20 protein-coding genes and 1 other annotated feature are annotated in these 15,430 nt (G+C 54.3%); of the genes, 19 read left to right on the top strand and 1 reads right to left on the bottom strand.

Translation table 11 applies throughout. The annotated features are described in order from the left end of the window. Window positions 1–113: zinc ribbon domain-containing protein (locus NWF35_RS08495; protein WP_301238629.1), on the top strand; the 113-nt coding region annotated here is incomplete at its 5' end. Window positions 114–407: 294 nt separating this feature from the next. On the opposite strand, the gene pdxS is transcribed toward NWF35_RS08495, so the two are convergent. After that, a complete protein-coding gene (pdxS, locus tag NWF35_RS08490; protein ID WP_301238624.1) occupies window positions 408–1,298 on the bottom strand; it encodes a pyridoxal 5'-phosphate synthase lyase subunit PdxS in 891 nt (296 codons plus the stop codon). Window positions 1,299–1,396: 98 nt separating this feature from the next. On the opposite strand from pdxS, the gene pdxR reads away from it, so the two are divergent. The 18 genes from pdxR to NWF35_RS08400 all read left to right on the top strand — a co-directional run bounded on the left by pdxR (window position 1,397) and on the right by NWF35_RS08400 (window position 15,429). Next, window positions 1,397–2,866, top strand: coding sequence for a MocR-like pyridoxine biosynthesis transcription factor PdxR (pdxR, locus tag NWF35_RS08485; RefSeq protein WP_301238623.1), 1,470 nt, complete (start codon window positions 1,397–1,399; stop codon window positions 2,864–2,866). 335 nt (window positions 2,867–3,201) lie between these two features. Continuing rightward, window positions 3,202–3,492, top strand: coding sequence for a hypothetical protein (locus tag NWF35_RS08480; protein ID WP_301238622.1), 291 nt, complete (start codon window positions 3,202–3,204; stop codon window positions 3,490–3,492). After that, window positions 3,489–3,896 (top strand): ATPase, T2SS/T4P/T4SS family, encoded by a 408-nt coding sequence (locus NWF35_RS08475; protein WP_301238621.1) that lies wholly within the window; start codon window positions 3,489–3,491, stop codon window positions 3,894–3,896. Before NWF35_RS08480 ends, NWF35_RS08475 begins: the two co-directional genes overlap by 4 nt. After that, window positions 3,883–4,071 (top strand): hypothetical protein, encoded by a 189-nt coding sequence (locus NWF35_RS08470; RefSeq protein ID WP_301238620.1) that lies wholly within the window; start codon window positions 3,883–3,885, stop codon window positions 4,069–4,071. The genes NWF35_RS08475 and NWF35_RS08470 overlap by 14 nt, the downstream gene beginning before the upstream one ends. Next, window positions 4,062–5,903: a prepilin peptidase gene (locus tag NWF35_RS08465; RefSeq protein WP_301238619.1), complete on the top strand. Its 1,842-nt coding sequence runs from the start codon at window positions 4,062–4,064 to the stop codon at window positions 5,901–5,903. Before NWF35_RS08470 ends, NWF35_RS08465 begins: the two co-directional genes overlap by 10 nt. Window positions 5,904–6,164: 261 nt before the next feature. Continuing rightward, window positions 6,165–6,800, top strand: a complete 636-nt coding sequence (locus NWF35_RS08460; RefSeq protein ID WP_301238618.1) for a Maf family protein — start codon at window positions 6,165–6,167, stop codon at window positions 6,798–6,800. A gap of 18 nt (window positions 6,801–6,818) precedes the next feature. Then, window positions 6,819–7,535, top strand: coding sequence for a RadC family protein (gene radC, locus NWF35_RS08455; protein WP_435873863.1), 717 nt, complete (start codon window positions 6,819–6,821; stop codon window positions 7,533–7,535). 80 nt (window positions 7,536–7,615) lie between these two features. Continuing rightward, window positions 7,616–8,659 (top strand): rod shape-determining protein, encoded by a 1,044-nt coding sequence (locus tag NWF35_RS08450; protein WP_301238617.1) that lies wholly within the window; start codon window positions 7,616–7,618, stop codon window positions 8,657–8,659. A gap of 18 nt (window positions 8,660–8,677) precedes the next feature. After that, window positions 8,678–9,544: a rod shape-determining protein MreC gene (gene mreC / locus NWF35_RS08445; protein WP_301238616.1), complete on the top strand. Its 867-nt coding sequence runs from the start codon at window positions 8,678–8,680 to the stop codon at window positions 9,542–9,544. Window positions 9,545–9,546: 2 nt separating this feature from the next. Next, complete coding sequence (gene mreD / locus NWF35_RS08440) at window positions 9,547–10,068, top strand: rod shape-determining protein MreD (protein ID WP_301238615.1); 522 nt, start codon at window positions 9,547–9,549, stop codon at window positions 10,066–10,068. Window positions 10,069–10,171: 103 nt separating this feature from the next. Continuing rightward, window positions 10,172–10,846, top strand: a complete 675-nt coding sequence (locus NWF35_RS08435; RefSeq protein WP_435873865.1) for a septum site-determining protein MinC — start codon at window positions 10,172–10,174, stop codon at window positions 10,844–10,846. A gap of 30 nt (window positions 10,847–10,876) precedes the next feature. Continuing rightward, window positions 10,877–11,671 carry a septum site-determining protein MinD gene (gene minD / locus NWF35_RS08430; RefSeq protein ID WP_301238613.1) on the top strand — a complete coding sequence of 265 codons (795 nt, stop codon included), beginning with the start codon at window positions 10,877–10,879 and terminating at the stop codon, window positions 11,669–11,671. Between the two features lie 165 nt (window positions 11,672–11,836). Beyond that, on the top strand, window positions 11,837–12,613 hold the full coding sequence (locus tag NWF35_RS08425) for a M23 family metallopeptidase (RefSeq protein ID WP_301238612.1): 777 nt from the start codon (window positions 11,837–11,839) through the stop codon (window positions 12,611–12,613). Continuing rightward, complete coding sequence (locus NWF35_RS08420) at window positions 12,606–13,451, top strand: M50 family metallopeptidase (protein ID WP_301238611.1); 846 nt, start codon at window positions 12,606–12,608, stop codon at window positions 13,449–13,451. The genes NWF35_RS08425 and NWF35_RS08420 overlap by 8 nt, the downstream gene beginning before the upstream one ends. A 75-nt stretch (window positions 13,452–13,526) precedes the next feature. After that, window positions 13,527–13,599, top strand: a sequence feature (ribosomal protein L21 leader region). Window positions 13,600–13,608: 9 nt separating this feature from the next. Further along, the gene (gene rplU, locus NWF35_RS08415; RefSeq protein WP_301238610.1) at window positions 13,609–13,920 is read left to right on the top strand and encodes a 50S ribosomal protein L21; all 312 of its coding nucleotides are present in this window, start codon (window positions 13,609–13,611) and stop codon (window positions 13,918–13,920) included. Window positions 13,921–13,931: 11 nt separating this feature from the next. Then, complete coding sequence (locus NWF35_RS08410) at window positions 13,932–14,264, top strand: ribosomal-processing cysteine protease Prp (protein WP_301238609.1); 333 nt, start codon at window positions 13,932–13,934, stop codon at window positions 14,262–14,264. A gap of 23 nt (window positions 14,265–14,287) precedes the next feature. After that, window positions 14,288–14,584, top strand: a complete 297-nt coding sequence (rpmA, locus tag NWF35_RS08405) for a 50S ribosomal protein L27 (RefSeq protein ID WP_301238608.1) — start codon at window positions 14,288–14,290, stop codon at window positions 14,582–14,584. A 110-nt stretch (window positions 14,585–14,694) separates the two neighbouring features. Further along, on the top strand, window positions 14,695–15,429 hold the full coding sequence (locus NWF35_RS08400; protein WP_301238607.1) for a Spo0B domain-containing protein: 735 nt from the start codon (window positions 14,695–14,697) through the stop codon (window positions 15,427–15,429). Window position 15,430 lies beyond the last annotated feature (1 nt).

The following is a 15,430-nucleotide window of genomic DNA, read 5'->3' as shown; positions in this document are numbered from 1 at the left end:
AGGCGAACCGAAGCGGTATCCGCTTCAAGTGCAAACAGTGCGGATACACCATCCACGCTGATCTGAATGGGGCGATCAACATCGCCAAAGCCATTTCAGGGTTAGTAGCCTAGCACACTGGTAACAGGTGTGCCGCCCATCCGGGTACGTGCTAACCGGGTGGGACGGGCTGATGACACAGCCCTTAGCTTGAGGGTTGCCCGAAACAGAAATGGACTGAGGGCGTTAACCACTCAAGAATCCCACGGCTTTAGCCGTGTGGAGTGTCAAGTTAGCAATGCCTTTTATGTAAAAAAGCTGAAATATACAACCCCCGATCCCTTTTTCAAGGAAAAGGGCGGGGGTTTGTCACCAATCTCAGCCATTCCTTTTGGGAGCCCGTTTCCATGAGAGAACGGGCTTTTGTCTTACCAACCCCGATCCTGCATCCGGGCCGCCGGTTCCAAGCGGTTGATCTCGATTCCCGGCATCGCGCCGCCCAAACCTTTGGACAGATGGGCGATCAGCTCGAAATCTTCGTAGTGCGTCGTCGCTTCCACGATCGCACGAGCATATTTTTCCGGATTCTCCGATTTGAAAATCCCCGATCCAACGAATACGCCGTCGGCTCCCAGGTGCATCATCAACGCCGCGTCCGCCGGGGTCGCCACACCGCCTGCTGCGAAGTTGACGACCGGCAGGCGACCGGTTTCGTGTACTTCCAGCAACAACTCATACGGTGCCCCCAGCTGTTTGGCTTCCGCCATCAGCTCGTCGCGGGACATGGATTGCACCTTGCGGATCTGGCTCTGCATCATCCGCATATGGCGGACGGCTTCGACAATATTGCCGGTACCGGGTTCCCCTTTGGTCCGGATCATCGAAGCGCCTTCACCGATCCGGCGCAGTGCTTCTCCCAAATCCCGTGCTCCGCAGACGAACGGCACGGTAAATTGCGTTTTGTCGATGTGAAAACGGTCGTCGGCCGGTGTGAGCACTTCACTTTCGTCGATGTAGTCCACGCCCAGCGCTTCCAACAGACGTGCCTCCACGAAGTGTCCGATTCGCGCTTTGGCCATGACCGGAATGCTCACCGCGTTCATCACTTCTTCGATAACGGTCGGGTCCGCCATCCGCGCCACGCCGCCTGCGGCCCGAATGTCGGCCGGAACGCGTTCTAGTGCCATGACGGCTACCGCTCCGGCGGCTTCCGCGATTTTGGCCTGTTCGGCGTTGACGACGTCCATGATAACGCCGCCTTTTTGCATCTCGGCCATGCCGCGTTTCACACGGTCCGTACCGGTTTGATGTTGACTCATGATGATGGTTCCCCCTTTTTTTCTCCATTTTCGGCTGAATTTTATGTATCATCATATGTAACAGTCAATATCAGATTGTAACAGTTGGAGTGAATGCGATGAAACTCGTCATCAACCGCCAATCCAAAGTGCCGCTCGCCCAGCAGATTCACCAAGCCATTGCCGACCGGATTTTATCCGGACATCTCGAGCGGGGTGCCCGGTTGCCTTCCGTCCGCCAGTTGGCCAGGATGTTGCAGGTGAGTCCGGTCACGGTGGTTCATGCACTGGATCTGCTGGAGGAGGAAGGATTGATCACCCGTGTCCATGGCAAAGGGACGTTCGTCTATGAAGAACATGCGAAAACCGATCAGGCGAAAGAACGACAGAAAACGTTTCCTGTCGTGGACTATTTGTATCGCTCGCAATATTGGCAGTATCAGAAGAGTGAAGTCCCCATCGATTTGGCTCAATCGGTCGTCCATCCCTCCCTGTTGCCCACGCAGGCATTGGCGGACAGTATTCGACGTTTGATCCGGGAGGAACCGGACGTGTTGGCGCAATACGGCGAGATTCAGGGAGATCTCGTGTTACGTCAAGCTTTGGCGCGTTACATCAGCGGGGAACGAATTACCGTATCCGCGCATGAAATTTTGGTGACCAACGGCTCGCAACAGGCAATCGATCTGGTGGCGCGAAGTTTTGTGGGCCCCCAGGACGTGGTTGTCACCGAAGAGCCCACTTACACGGCCGCCATCGATGCGTTCCGCAGTCGTGGCGCCACCGTGCTGTCAGTACCGGTGGACGAACATGGGATGCGAATCGATGAGTTGATCAGTCTGTTGGACCGATGCACACCCAAGTTGATCTACACAATCCCCTCCTTTCACAACCCGACGGGTTCGGTGATGAGCGTCAAGCGGCGGCGGGAGCTGATCGCTATCGCGTCTGAAATCAATTGCCTGGTACTGGAGGATGATCCATGGAGTGAAATACATTTTGATGAACCGCCCCCGCCGCATCTCAAATCGATGGATGAAACGGGCAATGTCATTTATATCAAGGGACTGGGAAAAATCTTATCCCCTGGATGCCGGATCGGTTTTTTGATCGCGAACGGCCCGGTGTTGGAACGACTGGTGGCGGCCAAGACCAATGCCGACCTGGGAACCCCCTTGCTGAATCAGAGAGTGATCCTTCCCTTGTTCGAAAACGGATTGATCCGGGAAAGTCTGCGCCGTCTTCGGGAAACATTGTGTGAACGGCGGGATCTGACGATTCGTGTGTTGGAACGGCATGCACCCGACGGTGTGACTTGGAAGATACCCAAAGGTGGCTTTAATGTATGGGTGTCATTGCCTGAAGGAGCCAATGCCAACGAACTGCTGGCGGAGGCGGAAAAAGCTGGCATTCGGTTTTTGCCGGGGTCTGCGTGTGATCCCAACCAGATTCAGTGGCGACATTTGCGTATCAGTTTCTCACCGACTACGGAAGGAGATTTGGAGCAAGGTCTCACCACACTCTGTCGCGTGATGGAACAGTATCTCTCTTTGCTCATGAACAGGAAGGGAAAGTCGCCTTTGTTTTGAGCTACGGTCGTTTTGAGAGTTTGACGGGCGAAGGTACCATTTTATATTAGAAAAACCTAAAAAGATTATCTCAAGCAGATAAAATAATATTAGACAACCATATACAAAATGATAAAATATATACATGGTAAAACATGACTATCCCAAATAGAATCAAGCTACTATGACGGGGGGCGTAGGTTTGCCGGAGCCGGATTGGTTGTCCATCGCAATTTGACTGGGTGCATCCGATGTGCACCTCTCCGTAGGTCATCGACCGTACATGCTTTTGGACGGCAGGATCTGTCCCATGAGTGATGAGGTATTGACCGCTGATGATGTAGACGTTTGGGGGATTGCGTTACTGGGGGAAAGAGGGTGGGAACGAGCACGGGAACGGGAAGAAACTGACGCGGTCGTCCGAATGGAACGAGGCGACGCGCATCCGTGTACATGCATTTCACAAAGGGGCGGGGGAGATGGCCATCTCCGTCCGCGTTTTGCCCACCTGTATTCCCACACCCGAAAGGATCGGCATTCCGCGATCCGTGTTGCAACTGTGTGAGCGGATGCATGGTCTGCTGGTGGTCGTCGGACCGACGGGAGCGGGGAAAACGACGACCGTAGCTGCTTTGGTCCACCATTGAACACGCACGATGCTTTGCGGATCATCACACTGGAAGATCCGATCGAGTATCGGCAAACCCCCTGGCGGTCAATGATCGAGCAGCGGGAAGTTGGGTGCGATACCACGGGATTTGAAGGGGGATTGTATGCGGCTTTGCGGCAAGATCCGGACTGTCTGGTTGTAGGGGAACTGCGTGATCGGGAAACGATGCATACGGCCATCCGCGCCGCGGAAACGGGCAGATTGGTATTGGCGACGATGCATGCCGCGGACACCGTCTCAGCGGTGTACCGGTTGATTGACGCATTTCCTGCGGATCAACAGTCTTATTGTCCGCATGCAGTTGTCCGAACAATTGGCCGGTGTGGTTGCGCAACGGCTGATGCCCCGAAGAGAGGAAGGCGGCCGTGTGGCTGCATTTGAGGTGTTGATCAACACCACTGCTGCCGCCAATCTCATTCGCTCAGGTCAACTTCATCAGCTTCCGTCTCTCATGCAGGCGGGGTCGGCATGGGGGATGCAAACGTTCGAACAGGAGACGGATCGCCTGCTGCAGATGGGGTTGATCGAAGCTGGAGCAGTGAAATCATGGATGTGATCGGGGTATGGGCGGCGGTTGGTGGGTGGTGGATCGGGGGCTGGCTGGTACGCTTCGGTTGGTTTCTCTGCATTCGATGGGGAAGCGGGTTCCCATCAAAATGGCATCATTTCTCCATGTGGCACCCTGCCATGGAATGGATCATGCCGGCGTGTTTAGGAGGAGTATACGGGCTCCTCGCCGTATTGGGTCCCGGGATGACCGAGTCGGCGGTGGCGATACTGTTGTTTGCCGTGTTGTTGCTCGTGACGATTACGGATTTACACCTGCAGTGGATCCCGGATATGGTCATCTACCCCGTCACATGGTTGTTTGCCATCCTTCGGTTGTGGGTGGGGCCCCATCCTTGGACTACCTACTTGACCGGCTGTTTGGCCGGAGGTTTGATGTTGGCGATTCTGGCTTGGATCAGCAAGGGGATCGGATGGGGAGACGTCAAACTCTTGGGGATGGCTGGATGGGTGTTGGGATGGCCTGCGGTAGTGGTTGCACTGTGGCTTTCCGTGTGTGTCGGCGATGTGACGGCGTTGTGGTGGTGGGCAACTGGTCGTGTTGGAGCGGAGAGGCGATTCCCTTTGGCCCGTTTTTGGCGGCGGGGATCGTCACTGCCTATTTCTGGGGAGATGCATGGGCGGCATGGTATGGCTCGCTTCCGCCGGGTTCTATCTTCTCTAGCAAAACCATATACATGTGGTAGCAGATTAGATAAGGAGAGGATGACCATGCCCCAACCCCGGATCACGCTGCGTTCCCAGTCTCCCGGTGGGAAGGGGGAGCCCGCCGATGCTCCCAAACGAATCAAAGTAGGTGGCAAACCGCTGTCGCCGAAGGCTGAAACAAACCGGGACAATCCAACGTCTATGACTACAGAGGTTGTCCATTCCAAGGAGGAGGAATCAATCCGTTCCCGGTTTCCACTCGTATTTTCAGCGGATGAGGAGCAGTGGGATGAAGGGATTGGATGGCGTTCCCCGTCCTCTCCCCTGCGTTCTCGTCGGAATCGGGTTTCCCTGTTTTCAGGTTGGCCGGCGGGTTGGTTGGTACTATCGATCATCGGTGCGATCGTGTTGGGCACATTGATGGGGATGACGCTGTTGTCTACGTTTTTTTCGGGTGACGCTGTGCATACCCGCACGATTGATTCCCATCTGAAGACCACCCCGTCGGATATGGAAAGCGGGAAGGTTTCGCAAAAGCCGGGAACGGCGGTTTCGCTTCCTTCCTTACAAGCGGTCCTCTTACAGGCGGGTAGCTATTCCGAAAAAAAGAGAGCGCAACAAACAGTGGAAGGTCTTCGGAGCGAAGGGTGGGCGGCAGTGATGACGCCTGATCCGCCGCACCGAATCTATCTGGGGGTGGGCATCAATCGAGATGATGCCCTGAAACTGTCCGTCATCTATCAAAAGCGAAATGTACAGGTCTATCTGAAGGATTGGGCTGTGCGAGGAGATGGCGTTCGCATCCCTGAAGAACAAGCTCGCTGGTCCAAGGAGATGACGGTTTTTGCGGAGAAAGGGCATCAATTGTTTCAGCGGTTGGGCCTACAGACAGTGTCTCATTTGCAGAGCGACAACACCGTGACGGCATTTTCGGGGATGAACGATTTGCAGAATCAGTATCAAGCGTATGTGATCCAAGGTACCCGATTGGAATCCAAGCTGCCCAAAAAAGCAAAGTCAGCAGCTCTGGGCATGATGCAGGCGCTGGATCTTGCCGTGCAGGGCGCGGAGGAAGCGCAAAAAAACCCCAGTTCTGCCCTGGTTTGGCAGATGCAAGAGGGGTTGGTTCGCTATGCACTGTCTTATGAACAATTCGTGTCGGCCTGGAAGTGAGCGAAATCTTGCTTGTTCGCCCCTTTTGATTTTGCTACACTAAAAACGAGAGTGATCCTACGAGGTTTTGAATGGTTTCAACCTTCAACCCGCTGAAGATCCTTCCGTCCTGCTTGTTGCCTTCCGTCTAGGGGAAGGTTCTTCTTGTCTTCCCGAATGCCGTCATAACTGAACGGGATATGTTTCCATACTCCTTCGTGCAGACTATCACATGTCTGGTTATTAAACACGTTTGCTGTTTAAAGACTGGAGGCGTTGGTGTTGATCAAGCGGACACTGGTTCTCGCATCCGCTTCCCCTCGCCGCCGTGAGATTTTGAGCGGCCTGGGCCTTTTATTTGAAGTGATTCCCAGTACGGTCGACGAACAGATATCACAGCCGCTTGCTCCAGGTGAAATAGTGGAACAATTGGCGCTACGCAAAGCTGAGTCCGTCGCTCGATCCTGCAAGGATTCTCTGGTAATCGGCGCGGACACTGTCGTCGTGCTGGACGGTGAGGTCCTGGGCAAACCGGCGGATAGTCGGGAAGCGTATGCGATGTTGAATCGGCTGCAAGGCAGAACCCATCAGGTATACAGTGGCCTTGCGCTGGTGGAAACAGACATAAACGGGGAGATATCACGCCGGAGTGTCCGCCATCGCATCACCCAGGTTCACATGCGACCCATGAGCCCCGATGAAATCGAATGGTATATCTATACGAAAGAACCGATGGACAAGGCCGGTTCCTACGGCATTCAAGGTCTGGGTTCCTTGTGGGTCACGGGGATTGACGGTTGCTACACCAATGTGGTGGGTCTTTCGGTCCCCTTGTTGTATGAAATGGTGCGGGACATGGGGTATTCGTTGATCGATTTCACCAAATTTGGGCCATCGGACGGAAGACCCCGGCGATGAAAGTCGGGAGATGCGGGGGTGCATCGGGTGAACCCAGGCGCACATTTGAGAATCCGGGATGTACCGGAAAGCGAACGTCCCCGTGAGCGGATGATACGCGAGGGGGCGGAACGCTTGTCCAATGCAGAGCTGGTGGCGATTCTGCTTCGGACGGGCACATCGTCGGAGTCAGCTCTTCGTCTAGCGGAACGTGTGCTCGCGCAAACGGGTGGACTGCGTGAATTGGCCGATGTGACACTCAACGAGCTGATGAACATTCGCGGGATCGGCCCGGCCAAAGCAGTTCAACTGTTTGCGGGGATCAAATTGGGCAGGCGGATCTCCCGTACGCTGCCCCCCGAGCGAAAAGCGATTCGTTCGCCGAAAGATGCCGCTGATTGGGTTATGGAAGAGGTGCGCCACCTCAAACAGGAGCATTTTGTTTGCCTCTTTTTAAACACCAAAATTTATGTACTCGAAAAAGAGCGCATTTTTGTCGGGACTTTGAATAGTTCAGTCGTTCACCCCAGAGAAGTGTTCCGTCAAGCGATTCGCCGCAGTGACGCCAGTGTCATATGCTTCCACAATCATCCCAGCGGAGATCCGAGCCCGAGTGTGGAAGATATTCAGGTAACGGAACGGTTATTTCGGGTATGTAGGATCGTCGGGATTGAATTGATCGACCATATTGTCATTGGTGACGACGTGTTTCTCAGTATGCGTGAAAACGGATATCTGCCTGGCGAACCGCGTTAGTGACGGAAGGTGGACGGCTGATGTGAATAGGAATAGGGTTGGGAAGCAATGAAGAGGACAGTCGGAAGGAGAGATTCCCGATGTTTGGCGGATTTACGAGGGATATGGGGATTGATTTGGGCACGGCGAATACCTTGGTTTATGTGAAAGGACAGGGGATCGTCGTGCGCGAGCCTTCCGTCGTGGCGTTGGAAACCGGGACGGAAGAAATCAAGGCAGTCGGCAACGAAGCGAAACGGATGATCGGACGTACTCCGGGCAACATCGTGGCAATCCGTCCGATGAAGGATGGTGTGATCGCCGATTACAACACAACGGCGACCATGATCGAGTACTTCATTCGCCAGGCTCAAAAGCAACACCGGGTCTATATCCCCCGCAAACCCAACGTGATGGTGTGTGTGCCCTCGGGCGTCACACCTGTGGAAAAGCGGGCGGTGGAAGAAGCGACGCGTCAAGCGGGGGCCAAGGAAGCGTACACGATCGAGGAGCCGTTTGCAGCGGCGATCGGTGCGGAGTTACCGGTATGGGAACCGACCGGTAGCATGGTCGTCGATATTGGTGGGGGAACGACGGAAGTGGCCGTCATCTCGTTAGGAGGGATCGTGACGAGCAAATCGCTTCGTGTGGCCGGTGACGAGATGGATGAAGCCATCATTCAATACATCAAAAAGAATTACAACTTGATGATCGGAGAGCGCACCGCGGAGACATTGAAGTTGGAGATTGGATCCGCTATGCCGACAGACGACGGCAAGGCGATGGATATTCGCGGCCGCGACCTGATCACAGGATTGCCCAAAACGATCCATATCACTTCCCGGGAAATCGCCGAGGCGTTGTCCGACACAGTGGATGAAATTTTGGACGCAGTGAAACAGACACTGGAGCAAACCCCGCCTGAATTGGCCGCTGACATCATGGACCGCGGCATTGTGTTGACAGGCGGTGGTGCCTTGTTGCGCAATTTGGACAAACGGATGAGCCTGGAAACCGAGATGCCGGTGGTCGTGGCGGACAACCCGCTCGATTGTGTAGCCATCGGCACCGGTCGGGCGTTGGAAAACATCCATTTGTTCACATCCGGTTCGTCCACGGGCTTCCGATTCGGACGACGTCGGTAACCGGGGTGATCGCCGTTGTTGTCGCGACTGTTTGGGAATCGAAGATTGTTGGTGTTGTTGTTGTCGATGATTGCCCTGTTGTCCATGATGGGAATGACGCGCGGGGAGCGTAACGAATTGACGCTTCCCGAGCGCTGGATCAAAAATGTGACGGACACGGTGGGAAGTGGGTTGTATCGACCCACTTCCGTTTTGGTCAGGTGGTTCCATGCTCCTTCGCCGTCCGGGGAGACCTCCGCTTCCACACAGGTGTTGCAGTTGAAATCACAACTGGCGAGACTGCAAGAGGAGAACCGCCAGTTAAAAGAGATCATCGGATACCGGAAAGGAAATGAAGTTTCCTATATCGCGGCCCACGTCGTGGCGCGCAATCCGGACCGATGGAACAACCGGGTGATGATCGACCGCGGTTCCGAAGACGGGGTGTTGGTCCACATGCCTGTGATAACCAACCAAGGGCTGATTGGGCGAGTCATAGCGGTCACCGGGCACATGGCCGACGTCCAGTTGCTGACCGATTCGGACGAAAGCCCCGGCATCGCGGCACATTTGCAGACCGCACACGGAACCTATTTTGGCATTGTGGACGGGTTTGACGAGGAACGGCAACGCCTGGTCATGAAGTATATCCCGGCAACGGCCAAACCGAAAAAAGGCGATATCGTGGTTACGTCTGACCAATCCGATATCTATACCGGCGGTTTGCTGATCGGCACTGTGGACGGTGTCGCACCCGGTGAGTACGGGGTGGACAAGACGGTGTACGTCAAACCGGCGGCCTCCATGGAACAGCTCAGCTATGTGCTGGTCGTGCGCGACCCGGAGAAGATTCAACTGCGTCAGTTTGAACGACAGACGGGTGCCGCCGGCAATGGGGGGAAATGATGGTGTATCGCGCAGTCTTCGCCGGGTTTCTTTTCTTTTTATTGGTGTTGGAAGGAACGGTGTTGCAATGGGTGCTTCCCCAGGCTTGGGGAAGCACTATTGTGATTGTTCCCCAATTGGTGGTGGCTGGTGTAGTCATTCTTTCACTGTTTCGTGGGGAACGAGCCGGACTGATTTACGGTTTCGGATTCGGACTGTTGTATGATGTGGTGTATGGTCCGGTTCTCGGCATGCATGCGTTCACAATGGCGGCAGTCGGCTATTTCGCCGGCCTCATCTCCCGTCAATTCGCCCCCGGTGCGATCGTGTCGTTACTGACCACGTCTCTCAGTATCACCGTCCATCTGATCATGACATACGGTTTGTATCGTCTGTTTGGATTGACGGAAATGGATTGGAATGAGGCTTTACTTTATCACGTCGCGCCGTCCGTAGTGTTCAATATTGTAGCCGCCCTCCCTGTCGATCGCGTGTTGCGGTGGGTGAACCGGAAATGGGGTACCCGTTCTCTTTCATTTGATTGATCCCGTTACGCCTTGGCGTTCCGCCGTGAACCGCCCCTTGGTGGAAGAAGGAAATTGCATGAGATTCGCCGAAATCCATATGTTGAGACGGGGTGACACGAGCATGAAAAAAGTGCTAAAACCGGGCGTAACCATCAAGGGGACCAAAGATGGGCTGCTGTTTTTGTTTGACGATTCGCGCCCGTTTTCCGAAATCCTGAATGAATTGAAACATAAATTGGACAGCGGCGGCCCGATTTGGGACGGTCCCGATACCCGTGTGTGGATCAAGCTGGGACAAAGGCAGATCACACAGCAGGAAGAAGCGGAGATGCGCAAGCTGTTTTCGCTTCGCAAAAACCTGATCATCACATCCATTGAGGCAGACGGCATGCCATATCTGGCAGATGGGCATACGGGCATTTGCATGTTGACCGGTACGGTTCGGTCCGGGCAAGTATTGGAACATCGGGGCGATCTGTTGTTGATGGGGGATGTCAATCCAGGTGGATGCGTCCGGACGACGGGCAGCTTGTACGTTTTGGGCGCCTTGCGCGGGCTGGCTCATGCCGGAAGTGAAGGCGACGAGACGGCGATCATCGCTGCCGCTCAGTTTCGTCCGACGCAGTTGCGCATCGCGGATACCATCTCCCGGCCGCCCGATGAGTGGGACGAATCGGATGTGGAAATGAAATTCGCCTATTTGGTCAATCACCAGATTGCGGTGGACAAGATTCATCATTTCAGCCTCATTCGACCAGATAAAGAATGGAAAGAAAACCGAATGCGGCGATGGTAAGAGGGGGTAAGCCCGAGAGGAGGAGAAGTTGTGGGGGAGTCCATCGTTGTAACTTCGGGAAAAGGCGGTGTGGGCAAATCCACCACGACCGCCAACGTCGGTACCGCCCTCGCCTTATCGGGGAAAAAAGTGTGCTTGGTGGACACCGATATCGGATTGCGCAATTTGGATGTCCTGATGGGACTGGAAAATCGGATCGTCTATGACCTTGTCGACGTGATCGAGGGAAATTGCCGTTTGCAGCAGGCGTTGATCCGTGATAAGCGTTGTGATGAACTGTATCTGTTGCCAGCAGCGCAATCCAAGGACAAGTCAGCTGTGTCCGCCCATCAGTTGCGCAAATTGATCGGGGAGTTGAAGGAAGAATTCGATTATGTGATTATCGATTGTCCAGCCGGGATCGAAACCGGTTTTAAAAATGCAGTAGCCGGTGCCGATCAGGCCATTGTTGTAACGACACCGGAAAACGCTTCGGTTCGGGATGCCGACCGGGTGATCGGATTGCTGGAGAAGGAACGGGTGGAAGCCCCCAAACTGGTGGTGAACCGGCTCAAAACCCAAATGGTCAAAGACGGGGGCATGATGGACGTCGATGAAGTGGTATCTGTTTTAGCCATCGACCTGTTGGGTGTCGTACCCGACGACGAGCGCATCATCCGTGCCGGCAATCAAGGGGAACCGATCGTTCTGCATCATGATTGTCTGGCCGCACAGGCATATCGCAACATTGCGCGCCGAATTCAGGGGGAATCGGTACCGCTCTTGGTATTGGACAAAGAGCGTAATATGATGTCCAAATTGAAAAGGTGGCTGGGCTTTGCCTGATCCGATGATGTACATAATCATGCACAGTTTCGGGGGAAATATTCCCCCGTTTTTTGATGGGGTCCACATCCCTTTATCCATCGGCAATGTGAGCATAACTGAACCGCTTGTCTCATATCTTGATAACAATCTAAGGACATGCCGAACGAAGGGATGGGGTCAAAAATGCGGGAGTGGGCCCAGGGAATCCGTAAGCGACGGGAACGGCAAGTGCGGGCGATTCAACAGGGTCAGCCTCCATTGCCGTTTCGCTCTTCCCGACCGCGGGCGGATCGGCTCGACCGGCGGCGCGAAGAGAGTGCGCCGTGGAACCGACCGGGATGGTGGACGGAGGAGCCAAAGAAAAACAATACCGGTCGGTTACTCTATCAAACGTTTGCAGCTTTTTTGCTCCTTTCTTTTACCTATTTGGTGTTCCAATCCGATTCAACCATGAGCAGACGCACCCAAGAGTGGATCAGTGAAGCACTCCATCGGGACTTCAATTTTGCGGGTGTGGCTGAGTGGTATCGCACGTATGCGGGGGGCGCGGAGGACTTCCTTCCGGCGTTTTCCGGGGTGACGGACAATCAGCGCATCAAACCGACACCATCTTGGTACACACCGGTCAAAGGGAGAGTGGCGCAACCTTTTGCCAAGGATGGACGTGGCGTGGTGATTCAAGCTGCAAATACCGCGCCGGTCGTGGCGGCATCGGACGGCTGGGTCGTGTTTGCCGGGTCGAAACCGGGATTGGGAAAAACCGTGGTGATCCGTCATGCCGACGGCAGGGAAACATGGTATGGCTGGTTGGAAACGGTCCGGGTTCGGACCAAGGATTGGGTGACCGGGAAACAATTGTTGGGAGAGATCGGTGGATCGGGCGGACGACCCCTGCTGTACTTTGCTTTGCGCAGAAACGGAACATTTGTCAATCCCGCGGAAGTGATACCGTTTGAATAATCACCTGCCGTGGCAGGGATTGAAGGTCCGCATTCATTTCCTGTTTTGGATCGTCATCCTGTTGGCAGTGGTGATGGGACGCTTTTTGGAAATCGTGACGTTGTTCGTGTTGGTGATCATTCACGAGATGGGCCATGTCACCGCGGCATGGTCTTTGGGATGGCGGATACAGACGTTAGAACTATTACCGTTCGGTGGGGTGGTAAAAACAGATGAATGGGGAAGTGTACCCATTCATGAAGAACTGATTGTCGCGTTGTCCGGGCCGTTTCACAATGTCATGATGATATTGGCGGGCGGCCTGTTTATATGGATCGGCTGGTGGGATCAAGAGTGGACCCACTATTTCATCCATCTCAATGCGATGTTGGTTGGATTTAACCTTTTGCCGATCTATCCGCTGGACGGTGGTCGGGTGATGCAGGCGCTTTTGGGATATGTGTTGCCGTATCGGAAGGCGGTGGCATGGTCGGTGAAGATCAGCACTGTCGCGGCCGGGCTGCTGATGGTGTGGGGATGGATCGGTGGAATTCATCTCAATCTCGTCCTGATCGCCGCATTTTTATTGCACGCCAATTGGCAGGCGTGGCGGCATCGAGAATTCCAATTCATGCGTTTTTTGGTTAGTCGAAAGAGTCATCCGCCACCACCATCATCCCGTTTGATCACCTTGCGTGTTTCTCCGCGGGCCACATTGCTGTCGGTGGTTAAAATATGGCGGAAAGAAGCGTATCATGTGATCATGGTTCGAGGCACCCGACGCGTGATACCGGAAGAAGTGGTGCTGTCCCGGTTGTTGGACCATCGCGAACACGACCGGTGTATCGGGGACTTGTAAAGGATATACAACAAGATTTGACAAGGACGTACGTTTATGCTAAGATCTTCGTTGTGTACTTACGCCTTTTCCCGGAAAGGCGTACAACCGCACGGCAAGGGTTTGTAAGGTATGCTCCACCCTTGGCCGGCGAGTCTTGAGTAGAGGAGGTACCGGGATGTTTGCAATCATCGAAACAGGTGGCAAGCAATATCGTGTCAAACAAGGCGATGTTATTTATGTGGAAAAACTACCGGTGGCCGAAGGGGAAACCGTCACCTTTGACAAAGTCCTGCTCGTGACCAAAGAAGACGGGACGGTCGTTGGCAAACCGGTCGTGGAAGGTGCCGTGGTGAAGGGCAAAGTGGAACAACACGGCAAAGGCAAAAAAATCACTGTATTCAAGTACAAACCGAAGAAAAACTATAAACGGAAACAAGGTCATCGCCAACCGTTCACCAAAGTGGTGATCGAAGCGATCGAAGCGTAAGTGAAGCCAAAATGATCCAGGTGGAAGTTTTCCGGAAGCGCGGGCGAATCGAGCGGGTAATCGTAGAAGGCCACGCCTATTTCGACGAACCGGGGCGGGACATCGTCTGTGCCGCTGTCTCGTCCATCACGATAGGTCTGGTCAATGCGACGGAAAAACTGTTGGGTGTCCGCGTGTACGCAGCGGACGAATCCGCAGGCAGAATCGAGTGTCGCATTCCCGAGCTAGAACCAAATGCGGCTGAACGCGTGCAGTTGCTGATGGAGGCGATGGTTCACTCTCTCGCCGAGATCGCCGAAGCGTATCCGGATCATGTACGGATACAGAATCGTGAGGCCCGATAAGGCTGAAAAGGAGGTTGACACCCATGTTGAAAATGAATCTGCAATTCTTCGCTCAGAAAAAAGGGGTCGGCTCCACGAAAAACGGTCGGGACAGCATTGCCAAACGTCTCGGCGTGAAACGTGGAGACGGTCAATTCGTTACCGCCGGCAGCATTTTGGTACGTCAACGCGGTACCAAAATTTACCCGGGCTTTGGCGTAGGTATTGGTGGAGACGACACTCTGTTCGCCAAAGTGGACGGTGTGGTTCGTTTTGAGCGGATGGGACGCGATCGGAAAAAAGTGTCCGTCTATCCGCAAGAAGCGGTTGCTCAAGCCTGAGATTGCGGAAATATCGCCCCGGTTCCTACCGGGGTTTTTTTGTGGGTCGTATTGAAGTACAATAGGGACGCCTAAAAAAATATCTGAAAAAGAGATGGGAGTCGGTGCCTGTGCCGGACAAGTGGAAGGCATGGCTGAAGCCGACGATCCCCGCGGGGATCATGTTGGTGGCCATGATCGCTTACCCTTGGCCTTGGTGGGGAAGAATGATCCTCGGAGCGGTGGTGTGGGCCAGCATCGTTTGGGCGCAACGAAGGGCCGAACGCATCACGGAACGGACCATCCTCGTCCGTGAAGCGGAAACCGCACTTCGATGGTTGAGTCGGTTGCGCCATGATTGGCTCAATGAGATTCAAGTGCTCCTGGGTTATTGTTCGATGAACAAAACCGACCGCGTTCGTCCGTATCTGCTTCGTCTGGCAAAGGAGCTGGAGCAGGAGCGATCCCTATCCCAAGTTTCCCATCCTCTCTTGGCGGTGGCGCTGATCCAATTGCGTCATCAAGCCCCCGGCTGGCGCTGGCAGATCGAATTCCGCATGGAAACCTCCGACTTGTCTGCCCAACAGGGTGATGACGCCGCCGTCTATTTGGAGAATCTGGCGAAATGCTTGATGACTGTTTCGGCTGTCGCTCCTGAAGATGCCTCTGTGCGGATGGTGTTCGATTCGGACAGGGACACCCTGTTGATTACATTGACATCACAGGTACCATTGACGGATGCGGTTGAAGTAGCGCGGGTGCAAAGTGGTCTTCAGGATTGTACGGAGACGAAGCGCAACGGGGAAAACGAATGGATCATTCGGTTTTTGAATCGGTCAGTAATAGGGAAGGCACGGTTGAAGTAAG

It is taken from the genome of Polycladomyces subterraneus, from assembly GCF_030433435.1.
Taxonomy (GTDB): domain Bacteria; phylum Bacillota; class Bacilli; order Thermoactinomycetales; family JIR-001; genus Polycladomyces; species Polycladomyces subterraneus.
The sequence above is the reverse complement of the archived record's forward strand: the minus strand, read 5'-3'. Positions and strand labels throughout refer to the sequence as shown.

Bases quoted from the DNA above. Each gene is read 5' to 3' on its own strand.
- pdxS (WP_301238624.1), bottom strand. From the start codon at position 1,298: ATGAGTCAACATCAAACCGGTACGGACCGTGTGAAACGCGGCATGGCC.
- pdxR (WP_301238623.1), top strand. From the start codon at position 1,397: ATGAAACTCGTCATCAACCGCCAATCCAAAGTGCCGCTCGCCCAGCAG.
- NWF35_RS08465 (WP_301238619.1), top strand. From the start codon at position 4,062: ATGGATGTGATCGGGGTATGGGCGGCGGTTGGTGGGTGGTGGATCGGG.
- NWF35_RS08450 (WP_301238617.1), top strand. From the start codon at position 7,616: ATGTTTGGCGGATTTACGAGGGATATGGGGATTGATTTGGGCACGGCG.
- NWF35_RS08435 (WP_435873865.1), top strand. From the start codon at position 10,172: ATGAAAAAAGTGCTAAAACCGGGCGTAACCATCAAGGGGACCAAAGAT.
- NWF35_RS08425 (WP_301238612.1), top strand. From the start codon at position 11,837: ATGCGGGAGTGGGCCCAGGGAATCCGTAAGCGACGGGAACGGCAAGTG.
- rplU (WP_301238610.1), top strand. From the start codon at position 13,609: ATGTTTGCAATCATCGAAACAGGTGGCAAGCAATATCGTGTCAAACAA.
- NWF35_RS08410 (WP_301238609.1), top strand. From the start codon at position 13,932: ATGATCCAGGTGGAAGTTTTCCGGAAGCGCGGGCGAATCGAGCGGGTA.
- rpmA (WP_301238608.1), top strand. From the start codon at position 14,288: ATGTTGAAAATGAATCTGCAATTCTTCGCTCAGAAAAAAGGGGTCGGC.